Below are 18,842 nucleotides of genomic sequence, written 5' to 3' on the forward strand. Positions count from 1 at the left end.
TCAATGAACCGATCTTACAGCTGCGGGGTCGGAATGGTGACGCCGTCAGCTTCTTGGGTGGACAGCAGACCGCTTTCGAGGTCTTTGCCTTTGAGATCGGCATAGGCATTGGCCTGGCCTTCGGGGGTGGTCCGGATGGGGAACTTAAAGCGTTTGATAAGGCCGTTTCTGAACTTACAGGTCCACATGACATCTTCGGTACCCATCATGGGCATGATCGAGCTTCCCAGCGGTACAAAGTCAGCGTAACCGCGAACTTCGATAGCCTGGGTGGGGCAGATCTTTACGCAGGAAAAACATTCCCAGCACTGATCCGGTTCCTGGTTGTAGGCTTTCATGGCGTTGGGATCCAGCACCATCAGGTCGTTGGGACAAATGTACATGCAAGCGGTTTTGTCGCCACCCTTGCAGCCGTCACATTTTTCCTGAATTACGAAACTTGGCATTTAATATACCTCCTACGGTTAGTTAAAAAAGAGTTCACTCAACCTACTTTCCGAAACTTAAGGATTAACACCTCCTGTTCGTCGCACCTCCCTTCAATTTAGTGGCGTCCGAATGGGTTCGATCCGGACTGTTAAACTTCGTTAACATCTAAACCTAAACTCCACACTTCGTTTCCAAAAAACGCAGATCAGATATGAATTCAATACACTACGGCATTGATTGGTTCGATTGAATATATCTTAATAAATTCGGGAAGATAGTCACAGCGTAACGCAAGGTAAGATCAATACCATCCAGCATATTCATTGTCAAGAACTTTTGGCGCCATAAAATCCCTTGAGATGCAGCCACTTACGGTCCGACACCCAACGACCCACATGTCGTTGAATCATTCCTCATAGACACAATATGTGGTAGAGAAAATCGTTCATCAGATTATCTGCAATCTTTTCCTAACAATTGATAGGCGCCCACTGGCGATTGTTTTTTAGCATCGGTTTCGGCGCTGTTTTAAAAAATGCGGTTGACATGACCGGCCAACATGCTACCACCTCTTCGTCAAGCAACCCCAGATAGGCCAATTCAAATCCAAATGCTGAAGGACGCCGGTCATGAACGATCCCATTTCGCCACTGGACAAGGACCAACCCTTTTGTTTCGCCTGCTCGCCCCAGGTGGCCTGCTTCAATGCCTGCTGCCGGGATTTGAACCAGGTGTTATCGCCCTATGATGTACTATGCCTGAAACAGCATCTGAACCTCTCATCCGCTGACTTTCTGAGCACCTACACCGACGCCCATACCGGCCCTGAAACCGGTCTGCCGGTAGTCAGCCTGCGCTTCAAGGCGGACGATGACCTGGCCTGTCCGTTTGTCACCGATGCCGGCTGCAGCGTTTATCCGGCCCGTCCGGCCTCCTGTCGCACCTACCCGCTGGCACGGGGCGTATCACGCGACCGCAACACCGGCCGGTTGACCGAACACTGGGCCATCATCCGTGAACCCCACTGTTTGGGCTTTAATGAACAACGTTCCCAGACCGTGGCGGCATGGGTGGCCGACCAAGAGATTTCCACCCACAATCAGATGAACGATAGGATGCTGGAACTGCTCAGTCTGAAAAACCGCTACCGCCCCGGTGTGCTCAGCCCCACCGACGGAAACCAGGTCTATACCGCCTTGTACGACCTGGATACATTCCGCCAAACGATATTCAGCAACCCCGACATGGCCGGGATTAGCGTAAATCCGCAAACGATTGAACGCGCCGCCACCCATGACCTGGATCTTTTGACGGTGGCCATGGCCTGGGTCGGCCAGACAATTTTCAAAGGACCCGAAACCAAACAGGCACACCCAACATGAAGACAGACAAAAAAGTCGCCCTGGTGCTGGGCAGTATCAAGGGCATCGGTAAAGCCATTGGTCTGGACCTGTTGCAAGGCGGCACGCGAGTGGCGGCCACCTGGTTTGACTGGCCCGAAAGCCTGCCGGCCATGCAGGCCGATTTTGCCGCCACCGGCACAGACCACATGATCGAGCGCATTGATCTATTGGATACGGAAACGATACCCGGTCTGATCGACCGTGTGGTGGATCGTTTCGGTCGGCTGGACATCCTGATCAACAATATCGAGCGTGGCGGGTGGCCGGTGGTTCACGGTGCCTACGTCCAGGAGCAGTGGGATCTTGAAATGGCCACCACATTGCGGGCCAAGCGCTGGCTTTTCGATGCGGCCCTGCCCCACCTGAAAGCCACGGGCGACGGCGCGGTGATCAACATCTCCTCCATCGCCGGCATCGTCGGCCGCAGCGGTCCGGCCAGCTACCTGTTCAATGAGGGCTACGCCACTGCCAATCGGGGCATTGGCCTGCTCACGGAAACCTGGGCCCGGCTTGGTGCGCCTTGCGTGCGGGTCAACGAACTGATGTTGGGCGTGATGGAAACCCGCCATGGACCGCATACCCGCGGATGGGGACTGTTGACCGAATCCCAGCGCCAGGCCATTGTGGATCACACCCTGCTGGCCCGAATCGGTCGCATCGATGATGTGATCCGGGCCGTCCGGTTTCTGCTCGATGACGCACCGTTCATGACCGGCAGCATCATCCGCCTGGATGGCGGGTATCCGCTAGGCGGAGAACCCGTAGCGCCCATGCCTGAAGGGGTGGTTTGATATTATAGTTGGTGTCCATCCAGAAATAGGCAAATTTGTTCGAGATCAAGGCGCCCGAAAAATTTAACCACAGGCATATGGTTGATATTCCGAGGATTAAATTTTTCGCGCAACGCCGATATCGGGCAAATTGGCCATTTCTGGATGGGCACTAGTTGTATCTGGAACGTACCATCTCTACTATACGGCTACGCCGCAACCAGCAACGGGGATCGTCACTGTCCTGTTGAAGAATGGCTTGCAGATACTTCTGCTGCTTGCGGATGGACCGCTGATATAGATCCTGGTCGATATCCCAGCGCGCCTGGAAATGATGAATCATCAAGCGGTTGAACGCATCCAGTCGCAACTCGAACCGGTCCGTCATCTGTAAATAAAAATCCTCTGCGCGCCGCAAAAGATCCAGTTCGTCAACATAGTCGTCAACACACGCTTCATCCAGTTCAAAATAGAGCAACAGGAGCTTTTCCAGATAGGTACGATCGGCCATTTGGGCCAGTATATCCGCGGTTGCCAGCATTTTGCCAAGCCGTTGGGTGGCTTGATCGGGAAAGGGAATGGCTGAAAGATCCGCACCAAGATCCGTACAATGAATCATGGTCATGCAGGCATGAACATCCGCTTGTTCGAGGCCAAAAGCGGCAAAATGGCGTTGAACGAAATCCATGCCGCGCCGCACATGGCTGGTGGTAAACTTGGCGCCTGTGCCAAGGGTGTCTTCTTTGTGCTGCAGATATCCCACATCATGCAACAGCGCCGACACCAGCCCCTGGCAGATCTGATAAAACGAAAATCGAATGCCCGAAACAGCGGCGCCGTGAAGAAGGCGAACCATTGCCAAAAAACAGTCCGTTACATGTTTCAGATTGTGATAATCGGTATTGCACCGACTGACGTCCTTCCATCGACCATTATATAATGAAACGGTCTGGGTGAATGCCGACCGTATCCGTTGGGGCTTGGTTTTTTGGGGAAAAAGGCCGATTATTTTTATCGCTTCGTCTAACACCGCTTGAGGGGAATCCATGTCAACCAGATTCGCCAGCTGAATATCTGCCATTTTCAATTTACCTTCCTTAAAAGCGGATGATGCGCCTATTGCCATACACTAAATTTTCCTTATCGGTTTTCACGCTCGACATATCAAGCGTTTGGTAAAATAAGGCATACTGCTCCCTTCAGCAATCGCTGCGGGGGTTTTGTCTTTCATGGAATGCATCAAACTTCAAGGCCCATTTGCATATGGCCAGCACCTGTCGCTCATCATATATGCGCAATCGCCCACTTGCGATAATCGTAGATTATTGATAAATCAATAATTAGTATTAAATCGACATGACGAGGATAAAAAAGTAATGCGGGTGGTAACAAGGCCAGATTTTGATGGTGTGGTATGCACGGTCCTGCTAATGGATGCACTGGACATCGATCAGCCGGTGCTATGGGTTCAACCCAGCGATATGCAACATGGTCGGGTTGATGTAAAAAAGGGAGATATCATTGCCAATCTGCCTTTTCACGAACGTTGCAGCCTCTGGTTTGATCACCACTACTCCAACCAACCCGAGGCCCCCATCAAGGGTGTATTTAAAATCGCTCCGTCGGCCGCCGGGATCATCTTTGAAACCTATCACGACAAATTTGACCGCGATTACGCTGAACTGGTGCATCAAACGGATCGCATTGATTCGGCGGATTTAACGCTGGATGAAATCCTCCATCCGCAAAACCACCCTTTTGTGCTACTTTCCATGACCATCACCGGCCACGACCCCGAGGAATCCCGCTATTGGAATCACTTGGTCACCCTGCTGCGCACCCGATCACCGGATCAGGTGATGGGCGACCCCCAGGTCAAACAGCGCTGCCGGCAGGTGGTCGCCGACAATGCCGACTATGAACAGGCACTGAAAAAACACACCATACTGACAGGCCCGGTTAGCGTAACCGATTTCAGAGAACTGGACCCGGCACCGGACGGAAACCGGTTTTTGGTCTACTCCTTGTTTCCCGACTGTACGGTCAATGTCAAAATCGTGTATTGCGAAAACGATCAGGCCAGCATCAAAGTGGGTCACAGTATTTTGAATCGCCGGTGCAAGGTGAATGTGGGAAAAATGTTGTCCGCCTTTGAAGGGGGAGGGCATCCCGGTGCCGGCGCCTGCCGCTTTGCTCGTTACAAAGCCGCGGATTATCTGGAGCGAATCATCAAGATCCTGGTAAAAAACGAGCCCCAGTGAATGATGAACTCGTAAAAAATCGCCGTTCGGACGGATTCGTAAAAAGCCCGAGATCAAGGCTTGCGAATCCTGAGGAATGAGGCGTACTTAAAGTACTCCGCAGTGACGAAGGATGAAGCGTAACGCCGATATCGGGCTTTTTACGAATCCGTCAGTGAATCCTGCCGATCAATTATCCTGAAATAGCGCCCGGATCCGCTCCCGGCTGGCCACAAGCATTTCGCGGTTGGGATCAAACACTTCCAGGGTGATCGTCTTGTCATAGCCGGCCCCTTTCAAACGCCGAACCAGATCGGCAAATTTGATCGTTCCCTGTCCCACCGCAAGATGATCATCCACCCGGCCTTTGTTGTCACTGATGTGCAGGTGACAGATTCGCGGTCCGAAATCGTCCACAAAGGTTTTCAGCCGTCGTCCCCGACGATCGTCAATGTTGGCATGCCCGGTATCAAGCGTCATTTTCAATGTGGGAAACACGTTAAATATTTCCTTGAAATCATCCGGTTCCACCCCCAGGCGGTTGCGTGGAAACATGTTTTCCAAGCAGATGGTCACCCCCAACCGATCGGCTGCGTCCACCATTTCGGCGAAAAAGTCAAATGTATACCCTTTGACCACATCCAGCACAAAGGCGCCCATCCCGCCGGCCATGCTGGGATGGAGGACCACTTTGCCGGCGCCTAGCTCGGCGGCAACCGCTAACGATTCGTGCATTTCCATGACGGATGCCTGCCGCAGGCTTTCAGTCAGGTCGGCCGTGGTCACAAACGTTGGAAGGTGACAAACCAGCCCCATTCCATGAGTTTTGAGCGCCTGGGCAATGGCGTTTTTATTTGAGGCCAGAATGCGATGGTGAGCCATGGGCGGATCCATGGTCAGTTCCAGGTAATCGAACCCCAACCGGGAAAATGTCTCGATTTCATCCAGCACCGGTGCGACTGGAAAATTCATCGCGCCAAACTGCATATGCTAACCTCCATGACGTTTATCGTGTATTCCACTTACCACCCCCTGCCCAAAGGAAACGTAAACGTAGGCCATTTGGGGCTTCGATGGACCAACAAAATACCGGTGGCGATCAAAACCAAAGCGACAACCAGACTGGGTGAAAGGGGCTCATGCAAAATCAGCCCACTGAAAACCACACCGGCAATGGGCATGATAAATACGAACGAGTGCAGGGTAGATGCACCATATTTTTCAATGTAATCCGTTCACCGGGGATAAACCGGTGGGAAAGAAACAATACGAAAAACGGCAGCAAATTGGAAATCAGCACCCCGCGGGATGCAAACGTGCGCTCGAGCCCCAGATAAAACAGCGTTAGCTGAGTGGTAAATCCAAGCGAAACCAAAAGCAGGTGAAAAACCTGGTCCGCACGGATGCAAAAAGACCGTCTGGTAACCCGTGCCCAACAGGCAATGGCAGTCGCGGCCAGGACAAAGCGAAGCCCGGCACTGGTCAGTGGCCCCATACCGGTGAGGGTCAGTTTGATCGCCACCGCATTACCTCCGAAAATGACGGTCAGCATGATGGTAACGCATACTGAAACCAGTGTCATATGAGACGTGGCGGATGCCATGCCAACAGTCAACGGTGATTTTTCCGCGTCAGACCGCATCGAGCATGAACCTTAAAAAATAGCCCACATGTTTGGCCGCATAATGGGTGCCGGTTCGCTCGGCAAATTCCGGATCTCCGGAAAACACCGGACCACCGGCGACAATCCGGGTTTTCGGGGATAGATTTGCGGCGATAACGATCAGATCATCTTCCGTGTCGAATTGAAGAACGGTCATGCCCAGGAAATCCGGCTGCTCGCACTGACAGGCGGCGATGATGGTCTCGGGCGTTTGCATCAGCCCCAAGGAGACCAACCGAATTCCGATGGTTGAGGCATATTTTTCAATCACGGCCAATCCCTGCCCCAACCCATCATCCAATGTCGCCGTTACCATCACCGGGGGGGAGGTCCAGAGGCCCTGAATGCCAAGCTGATCACGAAGACGCAGGAGCCGATCGGCCGCGCGGTCAATCTCCTGACGTGACGGCAGCCCGGATGAAATCCAAGTCTGGGCCAGTTGGTCGATCGCTTTTCGGTATGTATCGATTGGGTTTTGCATGGCAACGCATCTTTCCTCAAACAGCGGCAGCGCTTGTCAGGTGGTGGTTGGCATTCGCGTTGGGCACCGGATAACATCCCAGTCAAGTCGAGTCAAACATTACCTTTTCTTCTCATTTTCCAAGCATCGGGCAAATTTTTGTATCATTTTCGCTTTCCATTCGAGACAATATTTTTTCAAACATTTAAAAAACGCTATATATTGAGCATGTTATCCAAATGATAAATAGTTGGCAGCAAATTTGCTTTTCAATTATGTAACATAATGCTGAAAGATTTGTCGAATAGAAAGGACGCGCCCATGCTTGATTACATGCTTTTCGGACTGGTTTCTGGCCTGATGGTTTTTTTCTCGCTTTTTCTCGTTTCCTTCGTCACCTTGGGATTGATCACCGGTTTCATGCGTTTGGCGTCTGTGATTGTAAATGGTGTCGGATTTGACCAATCCGCAACTTACGAACAGCAAACCGCATAAGCCGATGCACCGGTAGGCCGCCTTCCGTTTTCACACTCCGATTTATGCCGCAGTGATCCGCCTTCCTGGAGCCCTAATCTCCTGGCGTTGATCTGAAATCGATTCAACTAAGCTGAAAATCAGTGGTTGACTTTTTCGTTGTGCCGCAATAAAAGAAAGACCGGTTGGTTTTAAAAAGGAGTGTGCCATGTCCGCCAAAGGCGAGTTGACCCGTCGCAATATCATTGAAAAGTCCCTGCAGCTTTTTTCCGTCAAAGGATATTTCAACACTTCCATCAGCGATATCCTGCAGGCTACCAGATTGACCAAAGGCGGTCTGTACTGCCACTTCAAAAGCAAAGAAGAAGTCTGGCGGGCAGTATACGACGATGCCGTGGAGATCTGGCGCAGTGTTGTTTTTAAGGATGTACGCCCCATTGCCGACCCGCTTGAACGGATTGAGCGCACCATCGAGAATGTACTGTTGAATTATCTGGGCAAAGAGACGTTTGATGGCGGATGCTTTTTCGTCAATATGCTGGTGGAACTGTCCGGCCAGTCCGATACCATGGGGCGCCATATCCTGAAAGGGTTTGTGGGGTTTTCCAAGCTGTTCCAGTCCTGGCTGGGCGAAGCCGACTCGGCCGGACTGCTCAAAAAGGACCTCAACTTCCGGGAGATTGCCGATTTCATTATCATCACTTTAAACGGCGCTGCCACCTTGTATATGTCCACGCGGGAAAATGGCATCCCCCGCCAGGCGAATGATCAGCTGGCCTTTTTTATCGGTCAGTTGAGGAAGTGATCGGTAATCGGTAATCGGTAATCGGTAATCGGTAAATAAATACCAACCGGTCTTAATTTTTCAAGGAGAAGAACCATTATGCTCACCCAATCCCACCTTGCCCACCGGACCCGCAATATGGGCGCCAGTGCCATTCGCGAAATTCTCAAAGTCGTCTCGCGCCCGGGGATGATTTCTCTGGCCGGCGGGATACCGGCGCCGGAAAGCTTTCCCATGCACATCCTGCAGGACATCATCGATACGGTCATACGAAAATACGGATCGCGGGCTTTCCAGTATGATCTGACCGAAGGATTTCTGCCCCTGCGAGAGGCGTTGGTCGGTTATCTGGCAGCAAAGGGCATCGACGCGGCAGCGGATAAAATCCTGATCACCAGCGGTAGCCAAGGCATACTAGACGGTTTGGGAAAAATTCTCATCACGCCCGGTGACCGGGTGGCCGTGGAAGCCCCCACCTACCTGGGCGCCCTCCAGGCATTTGCCCCGTATGCCCCCCGGTACGTTCAAATCGACACGGATGATCAGGGGATGCGGCCCGACGCCCTGGAACAGGCACTGTCGACCCAATCCATTAAATTCGTCTATCTGGTGGCCAACTTTCAGAACCCCACCGGGCGCACCCTGCCCATGCAGCGGCGCAAGGCCATCGCCGACATCATCCGGCGGCACGATACACTGCTTTTGGAAGACGACCCGTACGGTGATCTTCGGTACCGCGGAACCCCGCTGTCCCCCATCAACGTCCTGGCACCGGACCAGGTGGTGTACATCTCCACCCTGTCCAAGGTGCTCGCGCCGGGGCTGCGTATCGGATTTTGCCTGGCGCCGGCCTTGATTCGCCGCTGGCTGGTGCTGGCCAAACAGGGGGTTGATCTGCACACCAGCACCTTTAACCAAGCCCTGGCCGCAGAATACTTATACGGGGGACATTTAGACCGTCATCTGCCACGCATCATCGCACTTTACCGACCACGGCAACACGCCATGCTGGAGGCTATGCAACGCTTCTTTCCCAGTGAATTCTCATGGTCAAGGCCCGATGGTGGGATGTTTGTCTGGGTTCAAGGCCCATCGGGAATGGATATGAAAATCGTCAACCAACAGGCCATTGCCCGCAATGTGGCGTTTGTACCCGGCACGTTTTTCTTTGCCCGGCCGGGAGACGGTCGTGAAACCCTTCGCCTGAATTACACCATGGCCGATGAATCCACGCTTTACCGGGCGATCAAGGTTTTGGGGGACGTTTTTCGTGAAGCGATGACGCAAATACCGGATTGGCGACAGGCGGTGTAGCATCTCAGATACATGTGCATCCGGACAACCCAAAGGCCGTGTGGCATGGATTCAGACCCATTCTAAAATCAAATTATCGATGCACCGGCTATCGTTTCCGTCAAAAGGGAATACTGTCCAAATCATCTTGCTGTTCGATGGTCTCGCTAAGATGTTGGATCACAGCCCCCTTGTCACCGGATTGAAAAATAGTGGTCAGCTCATGCAGGGCATCATAGCCCTGCTCATAGGTGTTCATATGAAAATCCTGGACCAGCAGGGAAAACTGTTCCATATCCGTCTCTTTGATACAGGCATCGGTGTAAAAATCGATGAGTTCACCCAACATACTGTCAAATTCACTGAAATAGGCCAGATCATCCAAAAGATCCAGGTCTGTGGGGTTAAGGGTCAAGCCCATCAACAGGATCGCTTTCAAGTTGGGGTTGGCTTTTTTAAAGTACTTGCGAATCAGCGGTAGATTGGGCGTTTCGGTATACCGTTCATTCAGGTATGCATTTAAAATCAGTTGGTCAACGACCCCGCCGGTATCAAAAAAATCTACCAGCTGACGCTGGTTTTCGGATTCCGGAGCGGCCAGACACTCTTCTTTGGCCTCTTCCTCGTACAACAGGTCATACTCGTCATCCTGCCAGACAAACCCGATCTCTTCCAGCCGCTCTCGATAATCCCGAGGGTGATTTTTCATGATTTCATTCACCTGGGAAATCGGGTCCGGCTCTATTTCAAAAATAAAATCATCGCATGCCTCTGCAATTTCCGGATCACCATCGGGCTGGGCCGATCCGGTAATACAGCGAAAACACCCATAACCGGCAACAGCAGATCCCGCCACCCAGAGGGGATTCCCACATGCGCACCGTACCCCCTGACGAAAGGCGGCAAGCGCGTCTTCGACACCCGCCCGCACGGTATCGCTGTCGGCCCCTTTATTGTTGTGCAAATACTGCTTGATGAACTGATCCACTGAAACGGGTCTGAAACCTGTCATTGTCACTCCATATCGTACCCAGTTCCAAATACCGGTGGCAACGTCGGACACCCTTTAGTTCATAATCATTGTTCACTGGGCCATGTAGTTAAAGGGGCGGTCTTTTTCTTCACCCATTGACCGCATTCTTAGCAAATGGCGTTTCTTTTGGCTTTTGGCACAAGCAATTTGGGCAGTCAAGTATTAGCATACCTCTTACAAGCCTAAAAAACATCGATTTTCTCGCATATTCTTTGAATTGTAATTGAAATCGATGTGTTTCAAACGTTTGACAAGACCCGCACGGTGATTATCTTTGGCTTGCAAAATACAGACCAAAAGGTCTGTCAGGATTATTTTATACTTATGGAGGAACAAAAGATGCGTTTTGATCGGTTTACTATAAAATCGCAGGAACTGATCCAGAATGCCCAGAGCCTGGCATCCACCCATGGCAATCAACAAATTGAACCCGAGCACCTGCTCTCGTCCATGCTTGATGAAAAAGACGGCGTGGCACGCAGTGTGCTGAAAAAATTAGGTGCGTCGAACGAACGCATTGCCCAGGAGGCAGCCAGTGCCATCGACCGATTGCCAAAGGTCAGTGGTGTGGGCGATGTCTATCTGTCACCTGTTGCCAAGGCCGTGTTGGAAGCCGCTTTTGCCGAAGCCGGCAAAATGAAAGACGAATACACCAGCGTGGAACATATCCTTTTGGCCCTGTGCGATAAAAAAGCCGGTGAGGTGTCGCGGATTCTGGCGGCATCCGGGGTCAACCGGGATATGGTGCTCAAAGTGCTCATGGAGATCCGCGGCAATCAGCGCATTACCGATCCCAACCCTGAAGAAAAGTACGAGGCCCTGAAAAAATTCAGTCGCGACCTGACCGACATGGCCCGTAGCGGTAAACTGGATCCGGTGATCGGCAGGGATGATGAAATCCGCCGCATCGTGCAGGTCTTATCGCGCCGGACTAAAAACAACCCGGTGCTCATCGGTGAGCCGGGCGTGGGCAAAACGGCGATTGTCGAGGGCCTGGCCCAACGGATTGTCGCTGGTGACGTTTCCGAAAGCCTGAAAAACCGGCGGCTGGTGGCCCTGGACATGGGCGCGTTGATCGCCGGGGCCAAGTACCGTGGCGAATTTGAAGACCGCCTCAAGGCGGTTCTCAAAGAGGTGGAAAAGGCCGAGGGGGAAGTGATCCTGTTTATCGACGAACTTCATACCCTGGTGGGGGCCGGCGCTAGCGAAGGATCCATGGATGCCAGCAATATGCTCAAACCCGCCCTGGCCCGGGGAACCCTGCGCTGCGTGGGCGCCACCACCTTGAACGAGTATCGCAAATATATAGAAAAGGACGCCGCCCTGGAACGCCGTTTCCAGCCGGTACTGGTGCGCGAACCATCCGTGGAAGACACGGTCTCGATCCTGCGCGGCCTGAAGGAAAAATACGAGGTGCACCACGGGGTGCGCATCAAGGATTCGGCCATCGTGGCAGCGGCCACCCTGTCCCACCGCTACATTGCCGATCGATTCCTGCCGGACAAGGCCATCGATCTGATCGATGAGTGCGCCTCCAAACTGCGCATCGAAATTGATAGCATGCCGGTGGAGATCGATGAAATCCAGCGTAAAATTCTCCAGGCCGAAATCGAACGGGAGGCCCTTAAAAAAGAAACTGACCCGGCGTCTCAGGAACGCCTGGCCAAGCTCGAGGACAGCCTGGAAGGCATGCGGGCCCAGATTGCCGGTATGAAAGCGCACTGGGAAGAAGAAAAAGGGCTCATCCAAAATATCCGCAAGATCAAGGAAGAGCAGGAACAGTTGGGCATCGAAGAGCAGCGGGCCGAACGGGAAGGCAACCTGGCCCGGGTGGCCGAGTTGCGCTACGGCCGGACCAACGAACTCAAGGCGCAACTGGAACAGGCCAAGAAAGACCTGGAAGCCTTGCAAGCCGATAAAAAGATGCTCAAGGAAGAGGTGGACGATGAGGACATCGCCGAGGTGATCTCCCGCTGGACGGGAATTCCGGTGAGCCGCATGCTGGAGGGGGAACGCCAGAAACTCGTGCAGATGGAAGAGCGCTTGGGCTTGCGGGTCATCGGCCAGGAGCAGGCCATTGCTGCCGTGTCCAACGCCGTGCGGCGGGCACGCTCCGGGCTTCAGGATCCCGATCGCCCCATCGGCTCCTTTATCTTCATGGGGCCCACCGGCGTGGGTAAAACCGAGTTGGCCAAGGCTTTGGCCGAGTTCATCTTCGATTCCGAGCAGGCCATGGTGCGTATCGACATGAGCGAGTTCATGGAAAAGCACTCGGTGTCCCGTCTGATCGGTGCTCCTCCGGGCTATGTGGGATACGATGAGGGCGGCTACCTGACCGAGGCGGTGCGCCGGCGGCCCTACTCGGTGGTGTTGTTCGATGAGATTGAAAAGGCCCATCCAGAGGTGTTCAATGTACTGCTGCAAATCCTCGACGACGGCCGCATGACCGACGGTCACGGCAAGACCGTGGATTTCAAGAACACCATCATCATCATGACCTCCAACATCGGCAGCCAGTATATCCAGGAACTGGGCGGACATGATCGCGAAGAGATGGAGCGCCGGGTGACCGAGGCCCTGCGAGCCGGTTTCAAGCCGGAATTTCTCAACCGCATCGATGAAACCATCATTTTCCTGAACCTGGAGCAGGAACAGATCGGCAAAATCGTCGATATCCAGATGCAGCATCTGGCCCGGCGCCTGGCCGAACAGAACATTGATCTGATTCTGTCTGACTCGGCCCGCGATCTTATCGCCCGTGAAGGGTATGATCCTATATACGGCGCCCGGCCGCTCAAGCGGGTGATTCAACGTCAGATCGAAAACCCGCTGGCCATGGAGATTCTGGAAGGCAAGATTGCCGAAGGGGATCGGATCAGCGCCGAGACCGATGCTGAACAGGTGATCTTCCGCAAGGCCTAACCCACCCCCCCATTCCCAGCTATAAACCGTGGGAATGGGGGTTTATACCTCGTGTCAGCCATAGACGAGCCCCATGTTTTTTATGGGCTGGCACTAAGAAGCGGGGTTACGTGCGCCTCTATCAATCCGGCGAGAAGCAGTCCAACGATCACCAGCGCGGTAATCATCAGGATAGGTAATTGCCTTTTGTGGGTTTCAACTTTTTGAAAAACAAGATGCGTCGGGCTGCCTGGGGTTTTCGTACCGATTAACAGGTTTGCCGAATACGGAACCGCACCGGCCAATGCGAATGCAGGAATCTCGATTACCCCATGGGGCAACAAGGCAACAAAGGCGGAGAAAAAGGAGCCGAACAGGGCGGTGGCCGTCGACACCTGCAACCCACTTTCGATGCCCAGCAGCATGAGCCCTAAAAACGGCACCATCAGCCAGACATACAGCCGGCGCAGCGGCTCGGCCTCAATCTTCGCGCATCCCGGCAGATAGCAGAGCAGCTTCATCCGCGACCGACCGCAAAAAATCGATCGCAACCATCGTGGAGGCGATTGGCTGTGGTCGGGATCGAACAACGCCGCCGCATAAATGAAGAATAATGTGATCATGGCCCCTGCGATGTTCCATGCAAACAGCAATACCCCCATGTCGATGCCATGCGCCACACCCGATTCGAAAACCGGATACGCATAGGAAAGTCGTTTGGACGACAGCTCAAACAGACGCTCCGGCTGGACATGTAACACCTTAACGAAAACCGTTCCGGCGACCAGACTGATAGCAAAAGAGACAACGTACACCTGGACCAGTTTTTTCCAGGCCGAAAAAAGTAGTGATCGATCTGTATCCATGGAAGGGTTATTGGCGTTTCAAGGTGGAGGCTTTAATTTGGCAACCCGCTTCTTATAATTTTCTGCGGGCGGTGCGCACGCGGTACATGCGTTCGGTGAACCCGCCTTCTTTCTCAAAAGCTTTGGATTGGGCCGCAATCTGGCGGTCGAGCAGGCTGCAGGCCACAGCGATGAGTGCCAGCGCGGCATTGGCGGCGATTTCGGGGTAGGTGGAAGGGGTGGACGACATGGACGCTGTGGACCTTGTGGACACCAAAACCTGTCCATTCCGTCCACCCTGTCCGCATAGTCCATCATGAATTGCTTTTACCCAACTGGCCACTTCATCTACAGTTTTACACCGCCGTGCAATCAAAGAAGCCCGGCGCGGATCATCCCGCGCCCACACCGGCAATCGCCGCTGGCGCAAAAAATCCTCATAGTCCAGCCGCAGTTCCTCCAGGCTGGCCCGGGCCACGTTGGTCAGTTTCAGTTCGGTTTTCCGCGACGTCCCCGAGGCCTGACTACCCTCGGCGATATTCTGCACGCCGCTGCGCGCGGCCTGAACCATCTGGTCACGGGTACGGCTGAAGCGATCCACATAGCGCTGGCAAAACCGCACCGTTAGATCATATACCAATTGGGCGATCTGAAAGCTCTTCAGCTTGCGATAACCGCCATGCTTGGGAATCAAGGATTCACGGTCAACCATAGTCACCGTCCATGATGTCCATGTTGTCCACACCGTCCAGCTAAATTATCCTTACACCATCATAAACGCTCCCAAAGCGCCCAATCAACCACCTTTTACCCCTTAACCACCGCCAGCGGCCGTAATTTCAACATCGGCCGGATCAGATCCAGCTCGGCATCGATGACAGCATCGATATCTTTATAGGCCTGGGGCGCTTCCCCCAGATCCAGCATCCCTTTATCACGGCCACGCCGAATGCAGTTCCAGCGATCAAAAACAATGCCGGCCATAGCCCGATCGCACGCCTCGGGCGACAGGCTGCGCGAGGCGGCCTTGCGGCCCATGCCCCGCCCGGCCCCATGGGGCCCCGTGGGAACAGGACATGAAGGATTCGGGATTTCCCAAACCGAGAACGATGTAGGACGGTGTTCCCATGGAACCCGTTTAACCCACTGCATTATCTGTTGACTCCTTCTGTGCAAAGATCGATTTCCCATGCGCCATCCCCGGTTTCACGAGGTTCACAGGAAAGCGCCATGAAATGGCGGATAATATCGATGTTGGTCAGGGTGTGCCGGCTGGGCGGCAGGGTGACAAACGCGCCACCGCCGGCAATGGCCATGGGCACCAGCAGTTGATCGGCCAGATAGCGTCCCACGGGAACCGCGGCGGCCAGGTAATCCCTGGCCTGGCCGGCAGCCCGGGCGGCAACGGTTTCGGCCGACACCCCGCGCTGGCCGAATCCGGTAAAGACTTCCGTCAATGTCTCGCTCTCGATATCGATGAAAAGCACATTGCCGGGCCCCGGCGCATTGTCGATGCAGATCGTTTGCAGATCCGCGGAAGCAAGCCCGAGCGCTTTGGCAACCACTTTCAGCTCGCGGCGGGCAATCCCCGGGTTCAGGTTGGCGATGATAGCTCTGGCCGACTGTCTTCGGACCGGTCCCCGATTTTTAAGTTCCAGGCGATTCAGCGATGCGGCCGGATCAATGGTGATACGCATGCGCCCACCACCGGCTGGGAAAAACCCGGGACGCTCCAGTTCGGCCACAATCCTTGGCCCCATGCGTGCCAGCAAGGGCAAAAATACCCTGGCCAAAAAATCAAAAGGCGGAGCAAAGGGATTATGGGTCCCGCCCTCTAAAACGATTTGCGAGGGTCCGCCGGCGATGATCAAGGCCGGCAGGATGGTCTGCAGCACCAGTGTGCAGCTTCCCGCTGTACCGATAGACCAGTGGAACCGACCGCAGCGGATGGTTTGCGGGGCAAAGGCAAAGGCCTGTGAGCCGATGGCGTTGCCGCTCACCCGGGCAGCGCCCACCTCGGCGGCCGCATTGACCGCCGTGAGGTGCTGGCGCATGAGGCCGGGCTTTTTGCGGCCGGCACGGATTTTCTCGATTCGAAACGGCTTTCCCGTAACCAGGGAAAGCGCCAGCGCACTGCGCAGGATCTGTCCTCCGCCCTCTCCATATGAACCATTAATGGTAATCATTTTTTCTCGCTATTCTTTATTAACACATCACGGATACCCAGACTGATGATCGTTACGCCGAACTGGGCGGCGCGCTGGCGCAAGGTGGCCTCGAGCTCAGCGGCGACCCCATTCTTGTCGCTCAACAGGGCATCCAACTCAAAGCCACCGATGGCGGCCCGCAAGGCCAGTTGCGCCTCGCGATAGATGGCCTGAGTGCTGTCTTCCGAAGCGGTAACGGACAACCGGAGGATCGACCACACGATAACACACCAGCGCATTGAGCCTCAACGTCACCATATTCGGAACATACCGGGTTGTCCCACGCCAAGGCATTGAGTGGCCTTGCATTTGAACCCGGGGTGCCGCTGGCCCGGCAGTATCAGCTTAAAAAAACTGTCGTGAGATAGAGCAACGCATGTGCCACGACATAAAAACAACCGCATTTTTATGCAACCAACTGTATTTAATATTTATACTTCATAAGGGAAACGTCGTGGAAGTCAATTGCGCCACATTGCGCGGAGACGCTGCCATGAGCGCGCTGTTCGGCCATCGCAAAGGCGCCTCACCGGTGCGGTGCAGGATCGCCAGGGACTATTGAAAGCGGCCAACAAAGGCATGCTCTTTCTGGATGAAGTGGGTGAAATGAAAAAAAGTCGGCCCCGCCTTCGGAACAACCGAAAACGGGGCCGTTTGAGGAACCCCTGCCATGGGTATGCAGGTATAGTTGAGAGGTGGGTTGCGGGCCGAAGCTATCTGCGTCGCTTCGGCCCGTCCCTCCCCTCACCCGGCCTGGTCGATTCAAGGTTCATGCGGAGGATTTGCCAAGGTTTCGAACCTTTAATCAACACAGACCGGTTCACCAACAGGTTGTATCGATCCTTTCACAATTGGGCAAATTGGTCATTTCTGGATGGACACGCCTATGGTGCCGGCCAGGATTTGACCACCTGGTTGTTCTTGTTACGGATGGTGATGGAAACGCCGTGATCGCCGTCCAGGCGATGGGTTGCACAGCTGATTCATGGGTCGTAGGCACGCACCGACATTTCGATTTTATTGAGAATCGTCTCGTCCACGTGCCCGTTTACGATCAGGCTGCGGGCCGCCTGATCCACGCTCATATTGATGGGCCCCAGGTTGTGGGTGGTGCCGACGATCATGTTGGCATGCGTGATCAATCCGTTTTCATCCGTGGAATAGTCATGGATCAGGGTCCCACGCGGCGCTTCCACGCACCCGACCCCCCGACCGGCCCCCGGTACCACATCGGCCCGGACATTGGGATCGGTGATCTCGGGATCATTCAACAGTTCCATGGCCCGCTCACAGGCATAGACCTCTTCAATCAGCCGCGCCCAGTGGTAGAGCAAGGTGGCCTGGGTCGGCCGACCGAAGGTTGATCGGAATTCTTCCAGTTCCGCCTGGGCTTTGGGGGTGGCGATTTTATCGACCACGTTCATGCGCGCCAGGCAGTTGGCACGATAAATCCCTTTGGGCGCGTCAAGGTCCAGCGAGAATCCTTCGTTCCAGCTTTTCGCATAAGGAAATTTGCCGTAGGACCAGTCGACCACCTTTTCGCTGATGTAGTCGGTGTAGTCCTTGACATCAAAATCCGTATAACTGCCGTCGGCCTTCATCAACCGCAGCTTGCCGTCATACAGGTTCAAGGCGCCGTCATCGTCCACGGTGCCCATAAAACCGGTGTTGATCACGCCCAGGGTCTGGACGGTTTCCAGATAGGGAGGGAAGACCTGGGTTTTGGCAAAATCAATGGTATACAGGGCAAAATCCAGAATCTCCTGCATGTCGGTCAGCATCTGCCGCCGGTCGTCTTCAAGCATGGGCTTGGCAAAGCCGCCGGTCACGCCGGCCACCGGATGGATCGCCTTGCCGGCAAATTTCTCCAGCATCATCTTGGCCTTGAACCGCATCTGGACCACTTTCTGCGCCAGTTCCGGGTTGGCCTTGGCCACGCCGATGACGTTGCGCACGGCATAGTCGGCGTCGGGCCCCATGACGAAATCAGCCGCCGCCAGAAAGAAAAAGTGCAGGAGTTTATCTTCTGCATGGGCGATAATCTGCATCAGCTCTCGCAGTTTCTGGCCGGCCGGTGGCACCGTAGCACCAAAACAGCCATCCACGGCTTTGTTGGCAGCCAGGTGGTGATGCCAGGGACAGATACCGCAGATGCGGTTGACGATGCGTGGCAACTCTTCGGCGGGTTTGCCTTCCACAAATTTCTCAAAGCCGCGCAGGGACTGAAAATGGACCTTGGAGTCGGCCACATTGCCGTCGTCATCCAGCTGGATGGCAATCGAGGCGTGCCCTTCGATCCGCGTGAGCGGCGCAATGTTGATGGTTTTTGCCATTTTAAGG

Annotated in this window: 22 protein-coding genes; 8 read left to right on the forward strand and 14 right to left on the reverse strand. The window is 54.2% G+C overall.

Going from position 1 to position 18,842, the window contains the following annotated elements; translation table 11 throughout:
* Nucleotides 1-14 precede the first annotated feature (14 nt).
* A complete protein-coding gene (aprB, locus tag Dvar_RS42285; protein ID WP_419659489.1) occupies nt 15-446 on the reverse strand; it encodes an adenylyl-sulfate reductase subunit beta in 432 nt (143 codons plus the stop codon).
* Between the two features lie 612 nt (nt 447-1,058).
* Between aprB and Dvar_RS42290 the strand changes: the two genes are divergently transcribed.
* Both Dvar_RS42290 and Dvar_RS42295 read left to right on the forward strand, forming a co-directional pair.
* Entirely contained in the window at nt 1,059-1,811 is a 753-nt protein-coding gene (locus tag Dvar_RS42290; RefSeq protein ID WP_419659490.1) for a YkgJ family cysteine cluster protein, read from the forward strand.
* On the forward strand, nt 1,808-2,623 hold the full coding sequence (locus tag Dvar_RS42295) for an SDR family NAD(P)-dependent oxidoreductase (RefSeq protein WP_419659491.1): 816 nt from the start codon (nt 1,808-1,810) through the stop codon (nt 2,621-2,623). The genes Dvar_RS42290 and Dvar_RS42295 overlap by 4 nt, the downstream gene beginning before the upstream one ends.
* Before the next feature lie 151 nt (nt 2,624-2,774).
* Here Dvar_RS42295 and Dvar_RS42300 read toward each other — a convergent pair whose 3' ends face one another.
* Nucleotides 2,775-3,683, reverse strand: a complete 909-nt coding sequence (locus Dvar_RS42300; protein ID WP_419659492.1) for a hypothetical protein — start codon at nt 3,681-3,683, stop codon at nt 2,775-2,777.
* Nucleotides 3,684-3,978: 295 nt separating this feature from the next.
* On the opposite strand from Dvar_RS42300, the gene Dvar_RS42305 reads away from it, so the two are divergent.
* On the forward strand, nt 3,979-4,863 hold the full coding sequence (locus tag Dvar_RS42305; RefSeq protein WP_419659493.1) for an exopolyphosphatase: 885 nt from the start codon (nt 3,979-3,981) through the stop codon (nt 4,861-4,863).
* 168 nt (nt 4,864-5,031) lie between these two features.
* Here the strand turns inward: Dvar_RS42305 and Dvar_RS42310 are convergent, their stop codons facing one another.
* The 4 genes from Dvar_RS42310 to Dvar_RS42325 are packed head-to-tail and all read right to left on the reverse strand — an operon-like array spanning nt 5,032 to nt 6,986.
* Nucleotides 5,032-5,829: a sugar phosphate isomerase/epimerase family protein gene (locus Dvar_RS42310; protein WP_419659494.1), complete on the reverse strand. Its 798-nt coding sequence runs from the start codon at nt 5,827-5,829 to the stop codon at nt 5,032-5,034.
* A gap of 35 nt (nt 5,830-5,864) precedes the next feature.
* The gene (locus Dvar_RS42315) at nt 5,865-6,023 is read right to left on the reverse strand and encodes a hypothetical protein (protein WP_419659495.1); all 159 of its coding nucleotides are present in this window, start codon (nt 6,021-6,023) and stop codon (nt 5,865-5,867) included.
* On the reverse strand, nt 5,990-6,484 hold the full coding sequence (locus Dvar_RS42320) for an EamA family transporter (RefSeq protein WP_419659496.1): 495 nt from the start codon (nt 6,482-6,484) through the stop codon (nt 5,990-5,992). Before Dvar_RS42320 ends, Dvar_RS42315 begins: the two co-directional genes overlap by 34 nt.
* On the reverse strand, nt 6,474-6,986 hold the full coding sequence (locus Dvar_RS42325) for a cobalamin B12-binding domain-containing protein (protein ID WP_419659497.1): 513 nt from the start codon (nt 6,984-6,986) through the stop codon (nt 6,474-6,476). Before Dvar_RS42325 ends, Dvar_RS42320 begins: the two co-directional genes overlap by 11 nt.
* A gap of 300 nt (nt 6,987-7,286) precedes the next feature.
* Between Dvar_RS42325 and Dvar_RS42330 the strand changes: the two genes are divergently transcribed.
* From Dvar_RS42330 to Dvar_RS42340, 3 genes are all read left to right on the forward strand, one after another.
* Complete coding sequence (locus Dvar_RS42330; RefSeq protein ID WP_419659498.1) at nt 7,287-7,460, forward strand: hypothetical protein; 174 nt, start codon at nt 7,287-7,289, stop codon at nt 7,458-7,460.
* Nucleotides 7,461-7,647: 187 nt separating this feature from the next.
* Nucleotides 7,648-8,244 (forward strand): TetR/AcrR family transcriptional regulator, encoded by a 597-nt coding sequence (locus tag Dvar_RS42335; protein WP_419659499.1) that lies wholly within the window; start codon nt 7,648-7,650, stop codon nt 8,242-8,244.
* Nucleotides 8,245-8,322: 78 nt separating this feature from the next.
* Nucleotides 8,323-9,537, forward strand: coding sequence for a PLP-dependent aminotransferase family protein (locus tag Dvar_RS42340; RefSeq protein ID WP_419659500.1), 1,215 nt, complete (start codon nt 8,323-8,325; stop codon nt 9,535-9,537).
* A gap of 100 nt (nt 9,538-9,637) precedes the next feature.
* On the opposite strand, the gene Dvar_RS42345 is transcribed toward Dvar_RS42340, so the two are convergent.
* Nucleotides 9,638-10,528, reverse strand: coding sequence for a hypothetical protein (locus Dvar_RS42345; protein ID WP_419659501.1), 891 nt, complete (start codon nt 10,526-10,528; stop codon nt 9,638-9,640).
* A 360-nt stretch (nt 10,529-10,888) separates the two neighbouring features.
* On the opposite strand from Dvar_RS42345, the gene clpB reads away from it, so the two are divergent.
* The gene (clpB, locus tag Dvar_RS42350; RefSeq protein WP_419659502.1) at nt 10,889-13,471 is read left to right on the forward strand and encodes an ATP-dependent chaperone ClpB; all 2,583 of its coding nucleotides are present in this window, start codon (nt 10,889-10,891) and stop codon (nt 13,469-13,471) included.
* Between the two features lie 80 nt (nt 13,472-13,551).
* On the opposite strand, the gene Dvar_RS42355 is transcribed toward clpB, so the two are convergent.
* The 6 genes from Dvar_RS42355 to Dvar_RS42380 all read right to left on the reverse strand — a co-directional run bounded on the left by Dvar_RS42355 (nt 13,552) and on the right by Dvar_RS42380 (nt 16,741).
* Nucleotides 13,552-14,316, reverse strand: a complete 765-nt coding sequence (locus Dvar_RS42355) for a stage II sporulation protein M (RefSeq protein WP_419659503.1) — start codon at nt 14,314-14,316, stop codon at nt 13,552-13,554.
* 52 nt (nt 14,317-14,368) lie between these two features.
* Entirely contained in the window at nt 14,369-15,007 is a 639-nt protein-coding gene (locus Dvar_RS42360; protein ID WP_419659504.1) for a four helix bundle suffix domain-containing protein, read from the reverse strand.
* A 95-nt stretch (nt 15,008-15,102) separates the two neighbouring features.
* The gene (locus tag Dvar_RS42365) at nt 15,103-15,333 is read right to left on the reverse strand and encodes an RtcB family protein (protein WP_419659505.1); all 231 of its coding nucleotides are present in this window, start codon (nt 15,331-15,333) and stop codon (nt 15,103-15,105) included.
* The gene (locus Dvar_RS42370) at nt 15,260-15,424 is read right to left on the reverse strand and encodes a hypothetical protein (RefSeq protein ID WP_419659506.1); all 165 of its coding nucleotides are present in this window, start codon (nt 15,422-15,424) and stop codon (nt 15,260-15,262) included. The genes Dvar_RS42365 and Dvar_RS42370 overlap by 74 nt, the downstream gene beginning before the upstream one ends.
* Nucleotides 15,425-15,446: 22 nt before the next feature.
* Nucleotides 15,447-16,481, reverse strand: coding sequence for an RNA 3'-terminal phosphate cyclase (gene rtcA / locus Dvar_RS42375; RefSeq protein ID WP_419659507.1), 1,035 nt, complete (start codon nt 16,479-16,481; stop codon nt 15,447-15,449).
* Nucleotides 16,478-16,741 (reverse strand): SPFH domain-containing protein, encoded by a 264-nt coding sequence (locus tag Dvar_RS42380; RefSeq protein ID WP_419659508.1) that lies wholly within the window; start codon nt 16,739-16,741, stop codon nt 16,478-16,480. The genes rtcA and Dvar_RS42380 overlap by 4 nt, the downstream gene beginning before the upstream one ends.
* A gap of 298 nt (nt 16,742-17,039) precedes the next feature.
* On the opposite strand from Dvar_RS42380, the gene Dvar_RS42385 reads away from it, so the two are divergent.
* Nucleotides 17,040-17,453 carry a sigma 54-interacting transcriptional regulator gene (locus Dvar_RS42385; RefSeq protein ID WP_419664238.1) on the forward strand — a complete coding sequence of 138 codons (414 nt, stop codon included), beginning with the start codon at nt 17,040-17,042 and terminating at the stop codon, nt 17,451-17,453.
* A gap of 32 nt (nt 17,454-17,485) precedes the next feature.
* Here the strand turns inward: Dvar_RS42385 and Dvar_RS42390 are convergent, their stop codons facing one another.
* Nucleotides 17,486-18,835: a Ni/Fe hydrogenase subunit alpha gene (locus Dvar_RS42390; RefSeq protein WP_419659509.1), complete on the reverse strand. Its 1,350-nt coding sequence runs from the start codon at nt 18,833-18,835 to the stop codon at nt 17,486-17,488.
* Between the last annotated feature and the right edge of the window lie 7 nt (nt 18,836-18,842).

It is taken from the genome of Desulfosarcina variabilis str. Montpellier (genome assembly GCF_048565275.1).
GTDB lineage: Bacteria > Desulfobacterota > Desulfobacteria > Desulfobacterales > Desulfosarcinaceae > Desulfosarcina > Desulfosarcina variabilis.